The organism is Serratia sp. CY38905 (assembly GCF_052168875.1).
GTDB classification, from domain to species: domain Bacteria; phylum Pseudomonadota; class Gammaproteobacteria; order Enterobacterales; family Enterobacteriaceae; genus Serratia; species Serratia sarumanii.
The window spans coordinates 651,354-670,270 of the sequence record NZ_JBJNLV010000001.1 but is presented as its reverse complement, the minus strand read 5'-3'; the positions used below and the strand labels follow the sequence as shown (position 1 = coordinate 670,270).

Genomic DNA, 18,917 nt, shown 5'->3' with positions numbered 1-18,917 from the left:
TTTCAGCGCGCCATTCAGAACGAGGTGCGCTTGTAGCTGCGGTACTGCGGCCGCCAGAAGTTGTGTTCGATGGCTTTCGACAGCGCATCTTCGGAGGTGACGATCGCCACGCCCTGCAGCTGCGCGGCTTTACCCACTTCCATGGCGATGCACTTCGACACGCCCTGAATATCGTCGATATTCGGCAGCAGTGCGCCGTGGCCGTCGGTGGCCAGCGGCGAGCAGTCCGCCAGCGCGCGGCTGGCGGCCATCAGCATGGCGTCGGTGACGCGGGTGGCGCCGGAGGCCAGCACGCCGAGGCCGATCCCGGGGAAGATATAGGAGTTGTTGCACTGGGCGATCGGGTACAGCTGATCTTTATAGCTCACCGGCGCGAACGGGCTGCCGGTCGCCACCAGGGCGGCGCCGTCGGTCCAGTTGATGATGTCTTCCGGACGGGCTTCCACGCGCGAGGTCGGGTTGGACAGCGGCATCACGATAGGGCGTTCACAGTGCTTGTGCATCTCGCGGATCAGCTCTTCGGTAAACAGCCCCGGCTGGCCGGACACGCCGATCAGAATGGTCGGCTTGGCGTTGCGCACCACGTCCAGCAGCGAGATGGCGTCGCTGGCGGTTTCCCAGCCGGCCAGGTTGTCGCTCTTCTGCACCAGCTTGCTCTGGAAGTCGAGCAGGTTCGGCAGTTTGTCGGTCAGCAGGCCGAAGCGGTCGACCATGAACACGCGGGCGCGCGCTTCGTCTTCGCTCAACCCTTCGGACTTCATCTGCGCGATGATCTGCTCGGCGATGCCGCAGCCGGCGGAACCGGCGCCGAGGAAGGTGACGGTCTGATCGCGCAGCTGGCTGCCGGCGGCGCGGCTGGCGGCGATCAGGCTGCCGAGGGTCACCGCGGCGGTGCCCTGGATGTCATCGTTGAAGCAGCAGATCTCATCGCGGTAGCGATTCAACAGCGGGGTGGCGTTGTTCTGCGCGAAGTCTTCGAACTGCAGCAGCACGTTCGGCCAGCGGCGTTTGACCGCCTGAATAAACTCTTCGACGAAGGCGTGGTACTCCTCGCCGGAGATGCGCGGATGGCGCCAGCCCATGTACAGCGGATCGTTGAGGCGCTGCGGGTTGTTGGTGCCGACGTCCAGCACTACCGGCAGGGTGTAGGCCGGGCTGATGCCGCCGCAGGCGGTGTACAGCGACAGCTTGCCGATAGGAATGCCCATGCCGCCGATGCCCTGATCGCCCAGGCCGAGAATGCGCTCGCCGTCGGTGACCACGATCACCTTGACGTTCTGCTTGGTGGCGTTTTGCAGCATGTCATCGATGCGATCGCGGTTTGGATAGGAGATGAACAGCCCGCGCGCGCGGCGATAGATATCGGAGAAGTGCTCGCAGGCCTCGCCGACGGTCGGGGTGTAGATGATCGGCATCATCTCGCTCAGGTGCGAGTCCAGCAGGCGGTAGAACAGGGTTTCGTTGGTGTCCTGGATGTTGCGCAGGTAGATGTGCTTGTCGTTATCGTTCTTGAAATCCTGATACTGACGGTAGGCGCGTTCCACCTGTTCTTCGATGGTTTCCACCGCTTCCGGCAGCAGGCCGTGCAGGTTGAAGTGGCTACGTTCTTCCTCGGTGAAAGCGCTGCCTTTGTTCAGCAGCGGAAATTCCAGCAGAATCGGGCCGGCGTAAGGGATGTAGAGCGGGCGTTTGCTTTCGTATTCTAGTTCCATCAGTTTTACTCTTCACGTATCAGATAACTTTATTGCCGACGATCCTAAGAGATAAAGAGCAGATGTACAGCATTTGTTGCCAGATGATGAACCAGGTTGGCGTAATTATCGACAATCAAATGATTTTTTAACTAAAGAAAGTGTCTCCGGCGGCGTCGGGGCATTGTATTTGGCGGGCGGGGCTGTTAGCGGCGGAACCGGATGGCTCCGCCGTTGAGCGCTTAGAACGCGGCGCGGCTGACGTTTTGGCAGCCCAGCGCCGCCAGGGTGACGCGGGTGGCGTCCCATTGGCTGATGATCGCCTCCTGCGGTTCGGCCAGCACGGCGCGGCGGATGTTCAGGCAGTCGCCGCCGGAGAGGTTCAGCAGGATCAGCGCGGCCTGCAGCGGCGGCAGGCTCGGGTTGAAGGCGGCGTTTTCCGCATAGCGGCCGGCGTAGATGATGCCGTCCGCCGTTTCCAGCGCCACGCCGCTGTGGGCGTTGCTGTACGGCGCGTGGCTTCGGTTGGCTGCCGCCAGCGCCGCTTGTGCCAGCGCATCGTTCAGCGCCAGCTGATGGCCATGATCGACCTCGTCCATCAGCAGCGAGGCGACATCCAGATCTTTCGGGCCGAAGGCGTCCGGCAGATAGTCCGCCAGCGTGGCCGGCGCGCGGCCCGGCAGACGGATCTGCAGCTCGCCGCCGCTGTTCAGTTCATTCATAAACTGGCGGCAATGGCCGCACGGCGTGTAGTTGACGGTGACCGAGGCCAGCGCTTTTTCGCCGCGCAGCCAGGCGTGCGTTACCGCACTCTGTTCCGCATGCACGGATTGCTGCAGCGGCGCGCCGCTGAATTCCATATTGGCGCCGAAATAGAGGTTGCCGCTTTGCCCGCGCGCGATGGCGCCGACGTGGAAGTGCGATATCGGGGTTAACGAGCAGGCCGCCGCCAGCGGCAGCAGCGCGAATGCCAGCGCATCATCGTCCAGCCCGCAGCCTGTGCGGATCGCCGCCGCTTGCTCGGCCGTGAACATCGCCGGAAAGTCAGGCGCGTCCAGATAGGGCTGCAGGGCGGATTGCAGTGTCGCGGGCAGTGCGCTGAACGCGGTGTGAAAACGCGGATGCATAGAAAGTCTCTCTACAGGTTAACGGGATAACATTCTAGGCAGGCCAGAGACATTAAAGTGTGATTAATATCTCTTAATTGATGAAATTAGTGCAATGAGATACATAAATGCGAGATGTATCGCAAGTTTCACCCTGTTCAACTAAACAGGTGCAGCAGCACCGGGAACAGGAACGGTGCCAGCAGCGAGGTGATGATGCCGCAGATCACCAGCGCCAGCGAGCCGAAAGCGCCTTCCTGGTAGTCCATCTCCGCGCAGCGTGCGGTGCCCAGCGCGTGGGACGCGGTGCCCATCGCCAGGCCGCGCGCCGAGTGGGTGGTGATTTTCAACAGGTTGAACAGCGTATGGCCGAACACGGCGCCGAGGATACCGACGAAAATGACGCAGACCGCGCTGATCGCCGGAATGCCGCCGAGCGAGTCCGCGACGGCCATGGCGATCGGCGTAGTGACCGATTTCGGCAGGATAGAGGCGGCGATTTCCGGCGTGGCGCCCAGCCACAGGGCGATGGCGCCGCCGCTGATCATGGCGGTCAGGCTGCCGATGAAGCACACCGCGATAATCGACTTCCAGCGCGCGCGGATCTGGTGCAACTGCTCATACAGCGGGAAGGCCAGTGCGACGACCGCCGGCTGCAGCAGATCGTTGAGGATTTTGCTGCCCAGGAAGTAACGCTCATAGGGGATGCCGGTGAGCAGCAGCAGCGGGATGATCACCGCCATGGAAACCAGCAGCGGGTTGAGCAGCGGCATATTCAGCTTGCGCGCCAGCCAGCGCGCGGCGAAATAGACCGCCAGCGTCAGCGGCAGCGACCACCAGATTTCATGGATCATGAGTTACCCTCCGTGTCGTCGGGTTTGCCGGCGATGCGGCGCTCGCGATGAAAATAATGTGAGGTATAGCCGACCACCACCAGCACCATCAGCGTACTGATCAGGCAAGAGATAACCAGCGGGCCCAGATGCGCGACGATCTGGTCGTAGTATTTCATCACCCCGACGCCGATCGGCACGAACAGCAGCACCATGTAGCGGATCAGCAGATGGCAGCCGGGTTTAACCCATTTGGCCGGCATAATCTGGGTAGAGAGCAGGGCGAACAGCAGCAGCATGCCGAGGATGCTGCCGGGAATGGCGAACGGCAGCAGCGCCGCCAGCGCGTTGCCGACGAACAGACAAAGGTAGATGAGGAGCAGAGCCCTTAGGTATTTCCAGCATAGTGTGAGCACGTTGGCCATTGTCTTTTCCCGTTTAACCGATGCATTCATCATACAATTAAACTGTGAGCCATGCCACAGATCGCGCCATGAATTCTCGCTATGGGCGCCATGCCCGATCGGCGGGTTGACAGCCCGGAATGGCCGCTACGCGCGGATTCAGCGCGCGTCTTCGGCGGTTGCCGCAGCCTGTTCTGCCAGCCGATGGCCAAGGAAGAAAAACAGCAGGCTAAGCAGCGCGCAAACGATCAACATCACGAACATCAACGGCGGCGCGGCATAGCTGAGCAGCATACCGCTCAGAACCGGGTTGATGGCGCCGCCCAGCGCGCTGAGGTTTTGCACGCCATAGTAGCTGCCTTTCAGATGCGGCGGCGCGATAAAGTCGATGAACATGTATTCCACCGGAATGACGATGATTTCGCCGAGGGTAAACACCGCCATCGCCACCATCCACAGCCAGACCGCCTGGCCGGCCATCATGAAACCGAGCAGCCCGACGATGAAAAACAGCGTGCCCAGCACCAGCCAGCGCAGCATGTTTTCCTGGCGCATGCCGCGGCTGAGCAAGTATTGCAGGGCGATAACGATGCCGGCGTTGACGATCATTACCAGCCCGATGATTTTGTAGGCGAACTCGGCGCTGGAGACGGTGATCAGGTACTGCGACAGATAGCCGGTGAACTGACCGAACACCACGGCGCCCAGGGTGCTGCCGAGAGTGAAGTAGATAAGCCGCCGATCGCTGCGCAGGATAGTCACCGTCTGGCGGAAGTTGGGGAGCGCCGCCGGTGCGGCGGCGGTTGGCGCCGGGCGCTGTTCCCGGCCGCGCAAGCGCAGGCTCAGCGCAGCCACCGTCGCCAGCGCCAACCCGCCTGACAGATAAAACGGCAGCAGCGGGCTAAGCCCGGCCACCAGCACGCCGAGCGCAGAGCCGATCGCCCAGCCGACGTTGACCAACGTATAGTTGATAGAGAAAGCCTTGATGCGCTGCTCGACCGGCAGCCAGTCGGCGAAGCAGGCCTTGATGGTGATACTCAGCACCGAATAGCAGGTATGCAGGATCGCCAGCACCACGATGACGCCGCCGGGGCGCGGGATCCAGGGAATGGCGAAGAAGCTCAGCGCAAACAAGACAATCGACAGCAGGATCAGGCGGTTTTTGCTGAATTTGTCCACCAGATAGCCGCCGTACAGGCTGGCAAGGATGCCGAGGGTCAGGCTGACGCCCAGGATCACGCCCACGCTCTTCGGCAGCAGATGGAAATGCTCGGTGAGGTAGATGGTGATGAACGGCAGCGTCACGCCGCGGCCGATGGTCAACACCAGCGAACTGGCCAGCAGTACGTTGATCAGCGAGGGGAATCCCTTCATTCGAAGCCTGTTTATGCATACAGTTATGGGCGATGCAGATAACATAGCGTATTTTGGCGAGGACGGAAGGGGAAAGCCGATAATTAGGTTAAAAACAGAGGCTGCGTCGCCAGCCTCGTCAAAAACAGCACTATTTACCGTGTTCGGCCTGCAGCGTGGCGAACCACGGCTGGACGAAATCGCTGCTGCTGCCCCAGCCGGGGATGATTTTCGCCAGCCCGGCGACGTTGACCGGCCCCGGCTGCGCCAGCAGCAGCGCTTGCGGAATGACCGTCGCTTTGAACTGATAGCTGTCCGGCGTGCTTTCCCCGGCGATCTTGTTGGCCACCAGGCGCAGGTTGATCGCGCCGATAAGTTTCGGATCCACCGCCACGCTGACCTGCCACGGGCTGCCGGCTTCGCGCATCAGCTGCAAGTCCTGGTTGGAGATATCGATGCTGTACAGCTTGATTTCGGTGCGGCCGTTCTCTTTCAGCGCCTTGTAAGCGCCTTGGGTAAAGGCATCCCAGGTGCCCCAGATGGCGTCAATCTTGCCTTTCGGGTATTTCGCCAGCACCGCGCCCACCTTGTTGGCGGTATCGCCCTGCACGTCGGAGGAGACCGCGCCGATCGATTCCAGCTCGTGAATGCCCGGATGCTGTTTCAGCAGCTGCTGATAGGCGGCCTGGCGGCGTTCCATCGGCGGGAAGCCGGCCACCCAGAGTTTGATGATGTTGGCCTGGCCGTTGAAATCCTTCACCAGCTGGCCGAAGGAGGCGTTGGCCAGCGAAGCGTCGTCCTGCTGCGAGACGGTGACGCCGGGAACGCTGCCGCTGACGTCGGTATCGAAAGCCGCGACGGCGATGCCGGCCGCCGCGATGCGTTTGACCAGCTCGGTGGAATAGGGGGCTCGCCCCTGCGAGAGAATGATGCCGTCATATTTCTGGCTGATAGCCTGGTTGACGAAGTCCTGGAAGCGCGCGTCGTCGCCGTTGCTGAGGAAAGTGTCTACCTTGAAGCCCAGCTTGCGCCCTTCCTGAATGGCGCCCGCCAAGAATTGCGTGGTGTTGTCGTCGGAGCCGAGATTGCGGATCACCGCGATGCGCACCGGCCCCTGATGCTGAGCGATGGCGGCCGGCACGGCGGCATTTTCCGCCGCCTGCAGCGGCAGGGCAGCCAGCAGGCTGAGGGCGAGCAGCGAAGTCTTGAGGTTTGTCATTATTATAGGCTCCAAAAAAGCGGGTAAAGGGTCCCGGTGAAGGTCTGTTATAGCAGTCTTTCTGTCTGGACGTCTATTTGTTGTTGCTGAGCATCATAGCGGGATACGGCGGGCGAGGGAATCAGAGCGGTTATGACGTTTTCTTACTGTTTATAACCTTGGGTTTGAGGCATTAAAAAAGGGCCGAGCAAGCTCGACCCTTGATGTAACGCGCCGGCGCGGTTACTTGACCTGCATGCCGGGCTGCGCGCCGCTGTCCGGGCTCAGCAGGAAGATCTCTTTCCCGCCGGGGCCTGCCGCCATCACCATGCCTTCCGAAACGCCGAAACGCATTTTGCGCGGCGCCAGGTTGGCGACCATGATGGTCAGGCGGCCTTCCAGCGCTTTCGGATCCGGGTAAGCGGAGCGAATGCCGGAGAAGATCTGGCGCGATTCGCCGCCCAGATCCAGCTGCAGTTTCAGCAGTTTGTCGGAGCCTTCGACAAAGTCGGCGCTCTTGATCAGGGCGATGCGCATGTCCACCTTGGCGAAGTCGTCGAAGGTGATGGTTTCCTGAATAGGATCATCGGCCAATGGACCGGTCACCGGTTTGGCGGCGGCCATGTCTTCCTTCGAGGCGTTGACCATCTCGCTGACCTTGTCCAGATCGATGCGGTTGAACAGCGCTTTGAAGGCGTTCACCTGATGACCCAGCAGCGGTTGCGGGATTGCGTCCCAGCTCAGCTCGGCGTTGAGGAACGCTTCGGCGCGCTCGGTCAGCGAAGGCAGCACCGGCTTCAGGTAAGTCATCAGCACGCGGAACAGGTTGATGCCCATCGAGCAGATGGCCTGCAGATCGGCGTCGCGGCCTTCTTCCTTCGCCACCACCCAAGGTGCCTGCTCATCCACGTAACGGTTGGCCAGATCGGCCAGCGCCATGATTTCGCGGATCGCGCGGCTGAACTCGCGGCCGGCGTAAGCTTCAGCGATGCTCTGCGCCGCGTCGACGAAGGTCTGGTACAGCGCCGGATCGGCCAGGCTGTCGGCCAGCTTGCCGCCGAAGCGCTTGTTGATAAAGCCGGCGTTGCGCGACGCCAGATTCACCACCTTGTTGACGATATCGGCGTTTACGCGCTGCACGAAGTCTTCCAGATTGAGATCGATGTCATCAATGCGTGAAGAGAGCTTGGCGGCGTAGTAATAGCGCAGGCAGTCGGCGTCCAGATGCTGCAGGTAGGTGCCGGCCTTGATGAAGGTGCCGCGCGATTTGGACATTTTGGCGCCGTTCACCGTCACGTAGCCGTGCACGAACAGGTTGGTCGGTTTGCGGAAGTTGCTGCCTTCCAGCATCGCCGGCCAGAACAGGCTGTGGAAGTAGACGATGTCCTTGCCGATAAAGTGATACAGCTCGGTGGTGGAGTCTTTGCGCCAGAACTCGTCGAAGTCCAGATCGCCGCGCTTGTCGCACAGGTTCTTGAAGGAGCCCATGTAGCCGATCGGCGCGTCCAGCCAGACGTAGAAGTATTTGCCCGGCGCATCCGGGATCTCGAAGCCGAAGTAAGGCGCATCGCGGGAGATGTCCCACTGCTGCAGGCCGGATTCGAACCACTCCTGCATTTTGTTCGCCACCTGCTCTTGCAGCGCGCCGGAGCGCGTCCACGCCTGCAGCATTTCGCTGAAGGCCGGCAGGTCGAAGAAGAAGTGCTCGGAGTCGCGCATCACCGGCGTCGCGCCGGAAACCACGGACTTCGGATCGATCAGCTCCGTCGGGCTGTAGGTGGCGCCGCACACTTCACAGTTGTCGCCGTACTGATCCGGCGATTTGCATTTCGGGCAGGTGCCTTTCACGAAACGGTCCGGCAGGAACATGCCTTTCTCCGGATCGTACAGCTGAGAAATGGTGCGGTTCTTGATAAAACCGTTTTCTTTCAGGCGGCTGTAAATCAGGGTGGACAGCTCGTGGTTTTCATCGCTATGGGTCGAATGGTAGTTGTCATAGCTGATGCCAAAGCCGGCGAAATCCTGTTGGTGCTCCTGGCTCATCTCCGCGATCATTTCTTCCGGTTTCACGCCCAGCTGCTGCGCTTTCAGCATGATCGGCGTGCCGTGCGCGTCGTCCGCGCAGATGAAATGCACTTCGTGGCCGCGCATTCGTTGGTAACGCACCCAGATATCCGCCTGGATGTGCTCGAGCATGTGGCCGAGATGGATGGAACCATTTGCGTACGGTAGCGCGCACGTCACCAATAATTTTTTCGCGACTTGAGCCATAGTGAGAACTTGCTTTCTGTAATGAATAAAAGGGCCTTCGATGTTAACCGATCGCGCCCTTCGCTGCTAGGGCGGTTTCTTGCAGGTTATATGCGTCAGCGGCAGCGCAGTTCTGATATGCTTAGCCGGAAGCTACCCATTCAAAATCAAGGAGCCGGGATGAACGCAAAATCCCCTGAGCAGACCAACCCCGAAGTTCTGCGCGCCCTGGTGACCGGTGTACTGGCCGCCTTTGAACACCCGACGTTGAAAAACAACCTGACCGCATTGAAGGCCATTCATCACTGCGCGTTGCTGGACGATGTGCTGCATATCGAACTGACGATGCCGTTTGCCTGGCAGAGCGGTTTTGAGGCGCTGCAGGCGAGCGTCGGCCCCGAATTGCTGCGCGTGACCGGCGCTTCCGCCATCGACTGGAAGCTGAAACACGACATCACGACGCTGAAACGCGCCAACGGCCAGGCCGGCATCAAAGGCGTGCGCAACATCGTCGCCGTCAGCTCCGGCAAAGGTGGGGTGGGCAAATCCAGCACCGCCGTCAACCTGGCGCTGGCGCTGGCCGCCGAGGGTGCCAAGGTTGGCATTCTGGACGCCGACATTTACGGCCCGTCGATCCCCAACATGCTGGGCACCGAACATGAGCGGCCGACTTCACCGGACGGTCAGCACATGGCGCCAATCATGGCGCACGGCCTGGCGACCAACTCCATCGGCTATCTGGTGACCGACGACAACGCCATGGTGTGGCGCGGCCCGATGGCCAGCAAGGCGCTGATGCAGCTGCTGCAGGATACGCTGTGGCCGGATCTGGATTATCTGGTGCTGGATATGCCGCCGGGCACCGGCGACATCCAGCTGACGCTGTCGCAGAATATTCCGGTAACCGGCGCGCTGGTGGTCACCACGCCGCAGGATATCGCCTTGCTGGATGCCGCTAAGGGCATCGTGATGTTCGAGAAAGTGCATGTGCCGGTGCTGGGCATCGTGGAGAACATGAGCGTGCATATCTGCAGCAACTGCGGCCACCATGAGCCGATCTTCGGCACCGGCGGCGCCGAGAAGCTGGTGCAGAAATACCACAGCCGCCTGCTGGGGCAGATGCCGCTCCATATCTCGCTGCGCGAAGACCTGGATCGCGGTACGCCGACGGTGATCAGCCGCCCGGACAGCGAATTCGCCGAGAGGTATCGTCAACTTGCCGGCCGCGTGGCCGCGCAGATGTATTGGCAGGGCGAGGCGATCCCGACGGAGATCGCGTTCCGCGCGCTGTAATCTGCCTATCGCACTGCAAGAACCCGGCTTAAACGCCGGGTTTTTTTATGGGATGCGGGCAGGGTTGTGCAAATCTGCCCGGGTATAAGGGCGTTCGATCTGCGCCAGCGTTTTGGCGATATGCTCCAGCAATCCCTGGGTGGGGGCCGGCTGCCGCTGCCCCATCAGCGCCAATGGCAAGGCCAGCGCGATGGCGAAGTGCGGCCAGGAAAGATGCGGGCGCGCTTTGTTCCGCTGCAACCGCAGGAACAGTGCGCTGGCCAGGTAGCCTAAAATCAGCCCGCTGATCACCTCTGATACCGAGTGCACGCGAATTTCCAGCCGCGACACGCCGATGGCGAAAGGCAATATCCACCCGGTCAGCAAAGCGATGCTGCGTATCGGGTGGGAAAAGCGGCCGGTCAACGTCCAGAGCAGTGGCGGCCAGATGCTGGCCGCGAGGGCTGAATGGCCGCTGAATCCGGTGAAATCATAGCGCTCGCTGCCGATGCCCCAGCCCATAAAGGCCAGTTTGGACAGGCAGACCACCCCGCCGGTGAATCCGAAGATCAGCGCCCACTGCCAACCCGCCGCGCGGGTGGCGGGAGACATGAGCAGCAATAAAAACAGAATCAGCGCGCAGGGCAGCAGCAGCATGCTGTCGCCGAAAAAAGTCAGAAAATACCAATCCAGCACATCAATCTCCGATGAAAGGGGGGCGGGGAGCAAAAGTCAGCGCCGAGGAGTGTAACCCGTTACGGCGCGTTGCCCTAGCCGCGAGATTCTTAAAATGCCGCGTGCCCGTGGCGTGGCAGCCCGAATTCGCCCGCCGCCGCGCAATATACAGTGGCGCAATCCCCGGCGACTCCCTATAATTGTCGCGTTTTAGTTCCCCCCTTCACATTACGAAATCAGGTCTTTAATTTTATGACTGACAATCCGCATCAGTGCGTCATTATTGGTATAGCTGGCGCATCTGCCTCCGGAAAAAGCCTTATCGCCAGCACGTTGTACCGCGAACTCCGCGAGCAGGTCGGCGATGAGCACATCGGCGTTATTCCAGAAGACAGTTACTATAAAGACCAGACTCACCTGACCATGGAAGAACGGGTCAAAACCAACTATGACCACCCGAGCGCCATGGATCACAACCTGCTGTTCCAGCATCTGCAAATGCTGAAAGCCGGCAAGGCGATCGAGCTGCCGCTGTACAGCTACACCGAGCACACGCGCAAGAAAGAAACCGTCCATCTCGAACCTAAAAAAGTGATCATTCTGGAAGGCATCTTGCTGCTGACGGATATCCGCCTGCGCCAGGAGATGAACTTCTCGATCTTTGTCGACACGCCGCTCGATATCTGCCTGATGCGCCGCATGAAGCGCGACGTCAATGAGCGCGGCCGCTCGATGGATTCGGTGATGGCGCAATACCAGAAAACCGTGCGCCCGATGTTCCTGCAGTTTATCGAACCTTCCAAACAATACGCCGATATCATCGTCCCGCGCGGCGGCAAAAACCGCATCGCGATCGATATTCTGAAAGCCAAAATCAGCCAATTCTTTGAATAATGCCGCTTACATGGCCGGAAATGCGCATTTCCGGCCGGCGGCCAACTATTTGCACCCCGGCGTAGACCTTTCGCCCGTTGTGTGGCAATTTTTGTTTAGTTACGCGTTTTGATGGAGAAGAAAGACATGAGACTGTGCGACCGCGATATAGAAGCCTGGCTGGATAGCGAGAAACTGGTGATTTCCCCGCGCCCGCCGCTCGAACGCATCAACGGGGCCACAGTAGATGTCCGTTTGGGCAATCAGTTCCGCGTGTTCCGCGGCCATACCGCGCCTTTTATCGATCTTAGCGGGCCGAAAGACGAAGTCAGCGCCGCGCTGGATCGCGTGATGAGCGACGAGATTGTCCTGCCGGAAGGCGAGGCGTTCTTCCTTCATCCCGGTGAACTGGCCCTGGCGGTGACCTTCGAATCCGTGACGCTGCCGAACGATCTCGTGGGCTGGCTCGACGGCCGCTCTTCTCTGGCGCGTCTGGGGCTGATGGTGCACGTGACCGCGCACCGTATCGATCCGGGCTGGCACGGGCGCATCGTGCTGGAGTTTTACAACTCCGGCAAGTTGCCGCTGGCGCTGCGGCCGGGGATGTTGATTGGCGCCTTGAGCTTTGAGCCGTTGTCCGGCCCGGCGGCCCGGCCATACAACAGCCGGCAGGACGCAAAATATCGCGATCAGCAGGGCGCAGTAGCCAGTCGAATCGACAAGGACTAACGGCGCGGGATGCACCGTCGGTGTGGCGCTGACAAGAGGGTGGCATGAGAAGATTACTGACGACATTGGCGATTTTACTGGTGGTCGTGGTGGCGGGGATGTCCGCGCTGGTACTGCTGGTCAATCCGAATGATTTTCGCGGTTACATGGTCAAAAAGGTCGAGCAGAAGAGCGGCTACCAGCTGACGCTCGAAGGCGACCTGCGTTGGCATATCTGGCCGCAGCTCAGCATTTTGGCCGGGCGCATGACGCTGACCGCGCCGGGCGCCAAGGCGCCGGTGGTGAGCGCGGAAAACATGCGCCTTGACGTCAAACTGTTGCCGCTGCTGTCGCATCAGCTGTTTGTGAAACAGGTGATGTTGAAAAACGCCGTCATTCGCCTCACCCCCGACAGTGAAGAGCACTCGCAAGTGGACGCCCCGATTGCGCCGGCCGGCAGCGGCGCTGATGCGGCAGACGCGGCCTGGAAATTCGATATCGATAACCTGCGCGTCGTGGACAGCCTGTTGATTTGGCAGCGCGCCGACAACGAGCAAATCAATGTCCGGGACATCAATCTTACCCTGCAGCAAACGGAGAAACGGCAGGCGCGGCTGGACATCTCCAGCCGGGTCAACCGCGATCAGCGCGACCTGGCCTTCAGCATGGCGGCCGATATCGATCTGCAGCAGTTCCCGCACCAGATCGGTGCCAAGGTGACCCAGTTCAATTACCAATTGGCGGGGGCAGATATTCCGAACGGCGGTATTCAAGGCGAGGGCAATGCTCAGGTGGTCTATCAGCAGACGCCGGCGCAAATTGCCGTCAGCCAGCTGAACGTCAGTGCCAATAACAGCCAGTTGACCGGCGATATCAGCGCCAGCCTGGGGGCGGTGCCCGGCTATGTGGTGAACCTGAATTCGGCTAATCTCGATCTCGACGCGCTTTCCGGTTGGCAATCCAGCACCAATACCGCCGAGCAGCCCGCCGTGACCGCCGCGCCGGTGATCGCCAGCCAGGTTGACGATCGGCAGCAGAACCTGGAAGCGCTGCGCGATTTCAATGCACAGCTGAATCTGCAGGCGGCGCAGTTGACCTACCGCGGTATGAACGTTACCCAGTTGGCCGTCGCGGCGGATAATCAACGCGGCCTGCTGACGCTGCATAAACTTGCCGGGCAATTGGCCGGCGGCGATTTTTCCTTGCCGGGAACGCTCGACGCTCGCGGCAATAAACCGGTGATAAACGTGCAGCCGACCCTGAACCAGGTTGAGCTCGGCACGGTGCTCAAAGCCTTCGACATGCCGCAGATGCTGACCGGCAAATTCAGCATGAAAGGAGATTTGACCGGCGATCGCCTTTCTTCACAGTCATTTGAGCACCGTTGGCGCGGTACGGCGCAGTTGGCAATGCAGGATGCGCAGTTGCACGGCCTGAACATTCAGCAATTGATCCAACAGGCGGTGGCGCGCAATGATAACAGCGTGCGCGGGCAAGACAGCTATCAGCGCTATACCGAAGTCAAAAGCGTCTCGGCGCGGGCCAGCCTGAGCCAGGGCACTGTCAAGCTCAGCAGCCTGACGGCGGATTCGCCTTTGCTGGCGCTGACCGGCGCCGGCAGTATCGATATGCCGGGAAAACAGTGCGATATGGCGCTTAACGTGCGCGTTACAGGCGGCTGGCAAGGGCGCGGCGAACTGATCGAGCAACTGCAAAAAACGCCGATCCCGCTGCGGGTTTACGGGCCGTGGCAACAGCTGAATTACCAACTGCAGGTCGATCAGGTGCTGCGTAAAACGCTGCAGGATCGGGCTAAAGATGCGCTGAACAAATGGGCTGAAAAGAACAAGGATTCGCGCGAAGGCCAGGATCTGAAGAAGCTGCTCGACAAGCTGTAATCCCTCCTGACGCGGGCCGTTTTACGGCTCGCGTCAATATCGGTGTTTCCCGCGATAATTTCCCTCCGTTACCTTGATGAAGGTCATGAAGACTCACGCTCGATTTGTGCAGAGTAAGAGCATATTTTGCTATGACTATGCGCCTGAGCGCGAAAACATAACGAGTTGAGGAAACATGATAGAGCTTCTTATTGGCGCGGCGGTGGCGGCGGGCGTGGGCCGTTACATCATCAAAGGATATTCCGCCACCGGTGTCTTGATGGTGGGCGGGTTACTGCTGCTTGGCATCAGCGCCCTGATGGGGAAAACGCTGTTGCCGTCCGGCGCCGCGTCTACCGGCTGGCGCGCGACCGATATTATCGAATACGTCAAGATCTTGCTGATGAGCCGCGGCGGCGATCTGGGCATGATGATCATGATGCTGTGCGGTTTCGCCGCCTACATGACGCATATCGGCGCCAACGACGTGGTCGTCAAGCTGGCCTCGCGCCCGTTGCAGATGATCAACTCGCCTTATCTGCTGATGGTGGCGGCCTATTTTGTCGCTTGCCTGATGTCATTGGCGGTCTCTTCCGCCACTGGTCTCGGCGTATTGCTGATGGCGACGCTGTTCCCATTGATGGTGAACGTTGGTATCAGCCGCGGGGCGGCGGCGGCCATTTGCGCTTCGCCGGCGGCGATTATCCTGGCGCCGACCTCCGGCGACGTGGTGCTGGCGGCCAAGGCGGCGGAGATGCCGCTCGTGGACTTCGCGTTCAAAACCACGCTGCCTATCTCGATTGCCGCCATCGTCTGCATGGCCGTGGCGCACTTTTTCTGGCAGCGTTATCTCGACAGGAAAAGTGATGAACAGCATCACATCGTGGACGTCAGCGAAATCAAAACGCATGCGCCGGGGTTTTACGCGATACTGCCGTTTACGCCGATCCTCGGCGTGCTGATCTTCGACGGCAAATGGGGGCCGGAGCTGCACATCATTACCGTGCTGGTAGGGTGCATACTGTTGGCGGCCGCGATCGAGTTCGTGCGCAGCTTCAGCGCCAAACAGGTATTCAGCGGCCTGGAAGTGGCGTATCGCGGCATGGCGGACGCATTCGCCAGCGTGGTGATGCTGTTGGTGGCCGCGGGCGTCTTCGCGCAGGGGTTGAGCACCGTCGGCTTTATCAGCGGATTGATCGGGTTGGCGCAGTCGTTCGGCACCGGCGGTTTGATCATGATGCTGGTGTTGGTGGTGATCACCATGCTGGCGGCCATGACCACCGGCTCCGGCAATGCGCCGTTCTATGCGTTTGTCGAACTGATCCCGAAACTGGCGGCGCAGATGGGCGTGAATCCGGCCTACCTGGTGATCCCGATGCTGCAGGCGTCTAATCTCGGCCGTACGCTGTCGCCGGTCTCCGGTGTGGTGGTGGCGGTCTCCGGCATGGCGAAAATCTCGCCGTTCGACGTGGTGAAGCGCACTTCGGTGCCGGTGATTGTCGGGCTGGTGGTGGTGATCGTGGCGACGGAGCTGCTGGTTCCCCAGTAACACAAAGGCCGGGCAATGCCCGGCCTCAATGTTACACCTCGTAGTCCTCCGCTGGAGGAGGCGGGGTGATCTTCACTTTCAGAATGCGGTGGCTGTTGACCTCCAACGGCTCGAACAGGTAGTCACCGATCCTGATTTGTTCGCCTTCTTGCGGCACGCGCTGGCTGTGTTCCATCAATAGCCCCGCCAGCGTGTGGTATTCGCGCTTTTCTTCCAGCGGCATCGGCAGGTACAACACCAGATCTTCCAGCGGCATATAGCCGTTGGCGATCCAGCTGCCGTCCTCGTTTTGCTGAATGTCGTGGCGTGCGTCCACCTCTTCGCCGGCCTCCGGCAGGTTGCCGGCGATGGTTTCCATCACGTCCGTCAGGGTGACGACGCCTTCGACGGAGCCGAACTCATCGACCACAAAGGCAAAGTGCGTCTGCGCCTGGCGGAATTGTTCCAGGGCGCTTAACAGCGTGAGCTGTTCCGGGAAGATCAACGGTTGGCGTATCAGCGCACGCAGATCCAGCGGCGCCTGCGCCAGCTGCTGTTTGAGGACGTCGATGGTGTGGATCACGCCCAACGGCTCATCGCTGGCGCTGCTTTCTACCACCACGATGCGCGTGTGCTGATTACGCTCCAGCAACTGCGTCAGCTTTTCCTGCGGATCGTTCAGCTCAAGGTATTCGACGTCGTGACGCGAGGTCATGATGCTGCTGACGGTGCGCTGCGCCATGCCCAACACGCGTTCGATCATGCGCCGCTCTTGCTGGTTGAAGATCTCGCCGTTTTCGCTGTCGCTGTCCGCCAGCAGGTTGGCGGAATGGCTGTCGACCTCCGCTTCTTCATGTTTACCACTCAGCATGCGCAGTACCGCCTCGGCGGTGCGCTCGCGCAGTGGCCGCACCTTCGACAGGAAGCGCCGGCGGTTGAACTGGGCCAGTTGGTTCAAAGCTTCGATCATCACCGAGAAGCCGATCGCCGCGTAGAGGTAACCTTTCGGAATGTGATAGCCGAAGCCCTCCGCCACCAGGCTGAAACCGATCATCAGCAGGAAGCTCAGGCATAGAATAACGATAGTCGGGTGAGCGTTGACGAAACGCGTCAGCGGTTTGCTGGCCAGCAGCATCAGGCCGATGGCGATACAGACCGCGATCATCATCACCGCCAGGTGATCGACCATCCCAACGGCGGTGATCACCGAGTCGAGCGAGAAAACGGCGTCCAGCACCACGATCTGCGCCACCACCAGCCAGAAACGTGCGCCTTTGCGCGCGCCGTGCTGCTCTTCATCCTTGCCTTCCAGCCGCTCGTTCAGCTCCATGGTGGCCTTGAACAGCAGAAATATCCCGCCGACCAGCATGATCAGATCGCGGCCGCTGAAGGGGTGCTCCGCGACGATGAACATCGGTTTGGTCAGCGTCGCCAGCCACGAGATGGAGGCGAGCAGCGCCAGACGCATGACCAGCGCCAGCAACAGACCGACGACACGGGCCTTATCTCTTTGTTGTTTTGGTAGTTTGTCCGCCAGAATGGCGATGAAGACAAGGTTGTCTATACCCAGCACGATTTCCAGCACGACCAACGTGGCCAGGCCGGCCCAAATTGTTGGATCAGCGATCCATTCCATACGCCCAATTTCACCTGTAAGTTCTACGGCTTATGCCGCTCGGGAATGATGGGCGTTGAGGCGGCAAAATTCAACTTTAATCGGGAGGACGTGGATCAGAACAGGAGGATTGCCGCAAACATCGATCGGCGCCGAGTGGCCAACGGAGCCAGGGGCCGGAGGGCGCAAATATCTTCCGGGATGTATGCGCTCAGAAAAGAAACGCCTTATTAAATTTATTTAAATCAAAACATTAAAACAATTTTCCTTGACTATGATTCTTATCGGTATCAGGCATGAGTAGTCTTATTCTGAAAACGGCTGGCTGGGGGGATCTAAGGCTTGTATCACTTAGACATTAGTATAAGAATCTTAGTCATATAACGGCAGTAACTAGCATTGTTTGGTTATAAAGGCACCGGTTTTTTTACTTTTTTGTGAACGGCATGGCAGTTCAAACGAAGAATGAGAGCCGTTTTGCATAAAAATTGTTTGGCTCATGCAATGACGTGGTGGATACGTCATAACAGTACTTTGGTAGCTGCAAGCCAAGGGCGGTAGCGTGCCCGATTGAATCCCTTTGTTCACGCTGCGCAGGTGAATGCAGCGCTACGATGAATTGGAATGAAAATGCAAACAAGACTCAAGGCAGTGATCCCCGTTGCGGGGTTGGGAACCCGTATGTTGCCGGCGACCAAGGCGATTCCTAAAGAAATGTTGCCCGTGGTCGATAAGCCCTTAATCCAGTACATTGTTGCTGAATGCGTGGCGGCGGGGATTAAAGATATCGTATTGGTTACGCACTCATCGAAAAACGCGATTGAAAACCATTTTGACACTTCGTTTGAGCTGGAGGCCATGCTCGAAGCGCGTGTGAAACGCCAGCTCCTGAGCGAAGTGCAAAGTATTTGCCCGCCGGACGTCACCGTGATGCAGGTGCGTCAGGGACAGGCGAAAGGGTTGGGGCATGCGGTGCTGTGCGCCAAGCCAATGGTGGGTGATTCTCCTTTCGTTGTGCTGTTGCCCGATGTTTTATTGGATGATTCTACGGCGGATTTGCGTAAGGAAAATCTGGCTAAAATGATCCAGCGTTTTGGTGATACGGGTTACAGCCAAATCATGGTTGAACCGGTGCCGGAACAAGATGTGTCCAAATACGGTGTGGTAGATTGCGCTGGCGCGACGATCGCGGCAGGAGAAAGCGCGCCGATGACGGCGGTGGTTGAGAAGCCGGCCCGCGAGGATGCGCCTTCCAATCTGGCCGTCGTCGGCCGATATGTGCTTGCCGCCGATATTTGGCCGTTACTTGAGAAAACCCCTCCCGGCGCGGGCGATGAGATTCAACTGACCGATGCGATTGCGATGTTGATGGATGAGCAAACGGTGGAAGCATTCCACATGAGCGGCAAGTCCCACGATTGCGGCGACAAGTTTGGCTATATGAAGGCGTTTGTGCAGTATGGTCTGCGTCACGGTACGGAAGGTGAGAATTTCAGCCGCTGGTTGAAGCAGACGTTAGGAAAGTAACAGGTTG

The 18,917-nt window shown here is 59.6% G+C and carries 15 protein-coding genes; 6 read left to right on the top strand and 9 right to left on the bottom strand.

Features of this window, described 5'->3' with window-relative positions:
- Nucleotides 1-14: 14 nt before the first annotated feature.
- The 7 genes from ACJ8MK_RS03380 to metG form a co-directional block, all read right to left on the bottom strand.
- On the bottom strand, nt 15-1,712 hold the full coding sequence (locus tag ACJ8MK_RS03380; RefSeq protein WP_033637726.1) for an NAD-dependent malic enzyme: 1,698 nt from the start codon (nt 1,710-1,712) through the stop codon (nt 15-17).
- A gap of 221 nt (nt 1,713-1,933) precedes the next feature.
- Complete coding sequence (gene cdd, locus ACJ8MK_RS03375) at nt 1,934-2,818, bottom strand: cytidine deaminase (RefSeq protein ID WP_049233460.1); 885 nt, start codon at nt 2,816-2,818, stop codon at nt 1,934-1,936.
- A 137-nt stretch (nt 2,819-2,955) separates the two neighbouring features.
- A complete protein-coding gene (locus ACJ8MK_RS03370; RefSeq protein ID WP_033646779.1) occupies nt 2,956-3,651 on the bottom strand; it encodes a CidB/LrgB family autolysis modulator in 696 nt (231 codons plus the stop codon).
- Nucleotides 3,648-4,055 (bottom strand): CidA/LrgA family protein, encoded by a 408-nt coding sequence (locus ACJ8MK_RS03365; RefSeq protein WP_033654965.1) that lies wholly within the window; start codon nt 4,053-4,055, stop codon nt 3,648-3,650. The genes ACJ8MK_RS03370 and ACJ8MK_RS03365 overlap by 4 nt, the downstream gene beginning before the upstream one ends.
- Nucleotides 4,056-4,193: 138 nt before the next feature.
- A complete protein-coding gene (locus ACJ8MK_RS03360; protein WP_033646776.1) occupies nt 4,194-5,408 on the bottom strand; it encodes an MFS transporter in 1,215 nt (404 codons plus the stop codon).
- 130 nt (nt 5,409-5,538) lie between these two features.
- A complete protein-coding gene (locus tag ACJ8MK_RS03355) occupies nt 5,539-6,606 on the bottom strand; it encodes a sugar ABC transporter substrate-binding protein (RefSeq protein WP_442517497.1) in 1,068 nt (355 codons plus the stop codon).
- Nucleotides 6,607-6,828: 222 nt separating this feature from the next.
- A complete protein-coding gene (gene metG / locus ACJ8MK_RS03350; protein WP_442517496.1) occupies nt 6,829-8,856 on the bottom strand; it encodes a methionine--tRNA ligase in 2,028 nt (675 codons plus the stop codon).
- 159 nt (nt 8,857-9,015) lie between these two features.
- On the opposite strand from metG, the gene apbC reads away from it, so the two are divergent.
- Nucleotides 9,016-10,128, top strand: coding sequence for an iron-sulfur cluster carrier protein ApbC (apbC, locus tag ACJ8MK_RS03345; protein ID WP_033637733.1), 1,113 nt, complete (start codon nt 9,016-9,018; stop codon nt 10,126-10,128).
- A 45-nt stretch (nt 10,129-10,173) separates the two neighbouring features.
- Here the strand turns inward: apbC and ACJ8MK_RS03340 are convergent, their stop codons facing one another.
- Nucleotides 10,174-10,803, bottom strand: a complete 630-nt coding sequence (locus ACJ8MK_RS03340; protein WP_060428326.1) for a phosphatase PAP2 family protein — start codon at nt 10,801-10,803, stop codon at nt 10,174-10,176.
- Nucleotides 10,804-11,034: 231 nt separating this feature from the next.
- On the opposite strand from ACJ8MK_RS03340, the gene udk reads away from it, so the two are divergent.
- The 4 genes from udk to dcuC all read left to right on the top strand — a co-directional run bounded on the left by udk (nt 11,035) and on the right by dcuC (nt 15,789).
- Nucleotides 11,035-11,676, top strand: a complete 642-nt coding sequence (gene udk, locus ACJ8MK_RS03335) for a uridine kinase (protein WP_004938922.1) — start codon at nt 11,035-11,037, stop codon at nt 11,674-11,676.
- A gap of 126 nt (nt 11,677-11,802) precedes the next feature.
- Nucleotides 11,803-12,384 (top strand): dCTP deaminase, encoded by a 582-nt coding sequence (gene dcd / locus ACJ8MK_RS03330; protein ID WP_004938917.1) that lies wholly within the window; start codon nt 11,803-11,805, stop codon nt 12,382-12,384.
- A 44-nt stretch (nt 12,385-12,428) separates the two neighbouring features.
- Entirely contained in the window at nt 12,429-14,261 is a 1,833-nt protein-coding gene (asmA, locus tag ACJ8MK_RS03325; RefSeq protein ID WP_442517495.1) for an outer membrane assembly protein AsmA, read from the top strand.
- Nucleotides 14,262-14,436: 175 nt separating this feature from the next.
- On the top strand, nt 14,437-15,789 hold the full coding sequence (gene dcuC, locus ACJ8MK_RS03320; protein ID WP_033637736.1) for an anaerobic C4-dicarboxylate transporter DcuC: 1,353 nt from the start codon (nt 14,437-14,439) through the stop codon (nt 15,787-15,789).
- A 31-nt stretch (nt 15,790-15,820) separates the two neighbouring features.
- On the opposite strand, the gene ACJ8MK_RS03315 is transcribed toward dcuC, so the two are convergent.
- Nucleotides 15,821-17,404, bottom strand: a complete 1,584-nt coding sequence (locus tag ACJ8MK_RS03315; RefSeq protein WP_033637737.1) for a TerC family protein — start codon at nt 17,402-17,404, stop codon at nt 15,821-15,823.
- 609 nt (nt 17,405-18,013) lie between these two features.
- Between ACJ8MK_RS03315 and galU the strand changes: the two genes are divergently transcribed.
- Nucleotides 18,014-18,910 carry a UTP--glucose-1-phosphate uridylyltransferase GalU gene (gene galU / locus ACJ8MK_RS03310; protein ID WP_033638708.1) on the top strand — a complete coding sequence of 299 codons (897 nt, stop codon included), beginning with the start codon at nt 18,014-18,016 and terminating at the stop codon, nt 18,908-18,910.
- The last annotated feature ends 7 nt before the right edge of the window (nt 18,911-18,917 follow it).

Excerpts from the sequence above, each read along its gene's own strand:
- metG (WP_442517496.1), bottom strand. The coding sequence starts at position 8,856 with ATGGCTCAAGTCGCGAAAAAATTATTGGTGACGTGCGCGCTACCGTAC.
- ACJ8MK_RS03360 (WP_033646776.1), bottom strand. The coding sequence starts at position 5,408 with ATGAAGGGATTCCCCTCGCTGATCAACGTACTGCTGGCCAGTTCGCTG.
- galU (WP_033638708.1), top strand. The coding sequence starts at position 18,014 with ATGCAAACAAGACTCAAGGCAGTGATCCCCGTTGCGGGGTTGGGAACC.
- ACJ8MK_RS03380 (WP_033637726.1), bottom strand. The coding sequence starts at position 1,712 with ATGGAACTAGAATACGAAAGCAAACGCCCGCTCTACATCCCTTACGCC.
- dcuC (WP_033637736.1), top strand. The coding sequence starts at position 14,437 with ATGATAGAGCTTCTTATTGGCGCGGCGGTGGCGGCGGGCGTGGGCCGT.
- ACJ8MK_RS03365 (WP_033654965.1), bottom strand. The coding sequence starts at position 4,055 with ATGGCCAACGTGCTCACACTATGCTGGAAATACCTAAGGGCTCTGCTC.
- asmA (WP_442517495.1), top strand. The coding sequence starts at position 12,429 with ATGAGAAGATTACTGACGACATTGGCGATTTTACTGGTGGTCGTGGTG.
- dcd (WP_004938917.1), top strand. The coding sequence starts at position 11,803 with ATGAGACTGTGCGACCGCGATATAGAAGCCTGGCTGGATAGCGAGAAA.
- ACJ8MK_RS03355 (WP_442517497.1), bottom strand. The coding sequence starts at position 6,606 with ATGACAAACCTCAAGACTTCGCTGCTCGCCCTCAGCCTGCTGGCTGCC.
- cdd (WP_049233460.1), bottom strand. The coding sequence starts at position 2,818 with ATGCATCCGCGTTTTCACACCGCGTTCAGCGCACTGCCCGCGACACTG.
- ACJ8MK_RS03370 (WP_033646779.1), bottom strand. The coding sequence starts at position 3,651 with ATGATCCATGAAATCTGGTGGTCGCTGCCGCTGACGCTGGCGGTCTAT.
- ACJ8MK_RS03315 (WP_033637737.1), bottom strand. The coding sequence starts at position 17,404 with ATGGAATGGATCGCTGATCCAACAATTTGGGCCGGCCTGGCCACGTTG.
- apbC (WP_033637733.1), top strand. The coding sequence starts at position 9,016 with ATGAACGCAAAATCCCCTGAGCAGACCAACCCCGAAGTTCTGCGCGCC.
- udk (WP_004938922.1), top strand. The coding sequence starts at position 11,035 with ATGACTGACAATCCGCATCAGTGCGTCATTATTGGTATAGCTGGCGCA.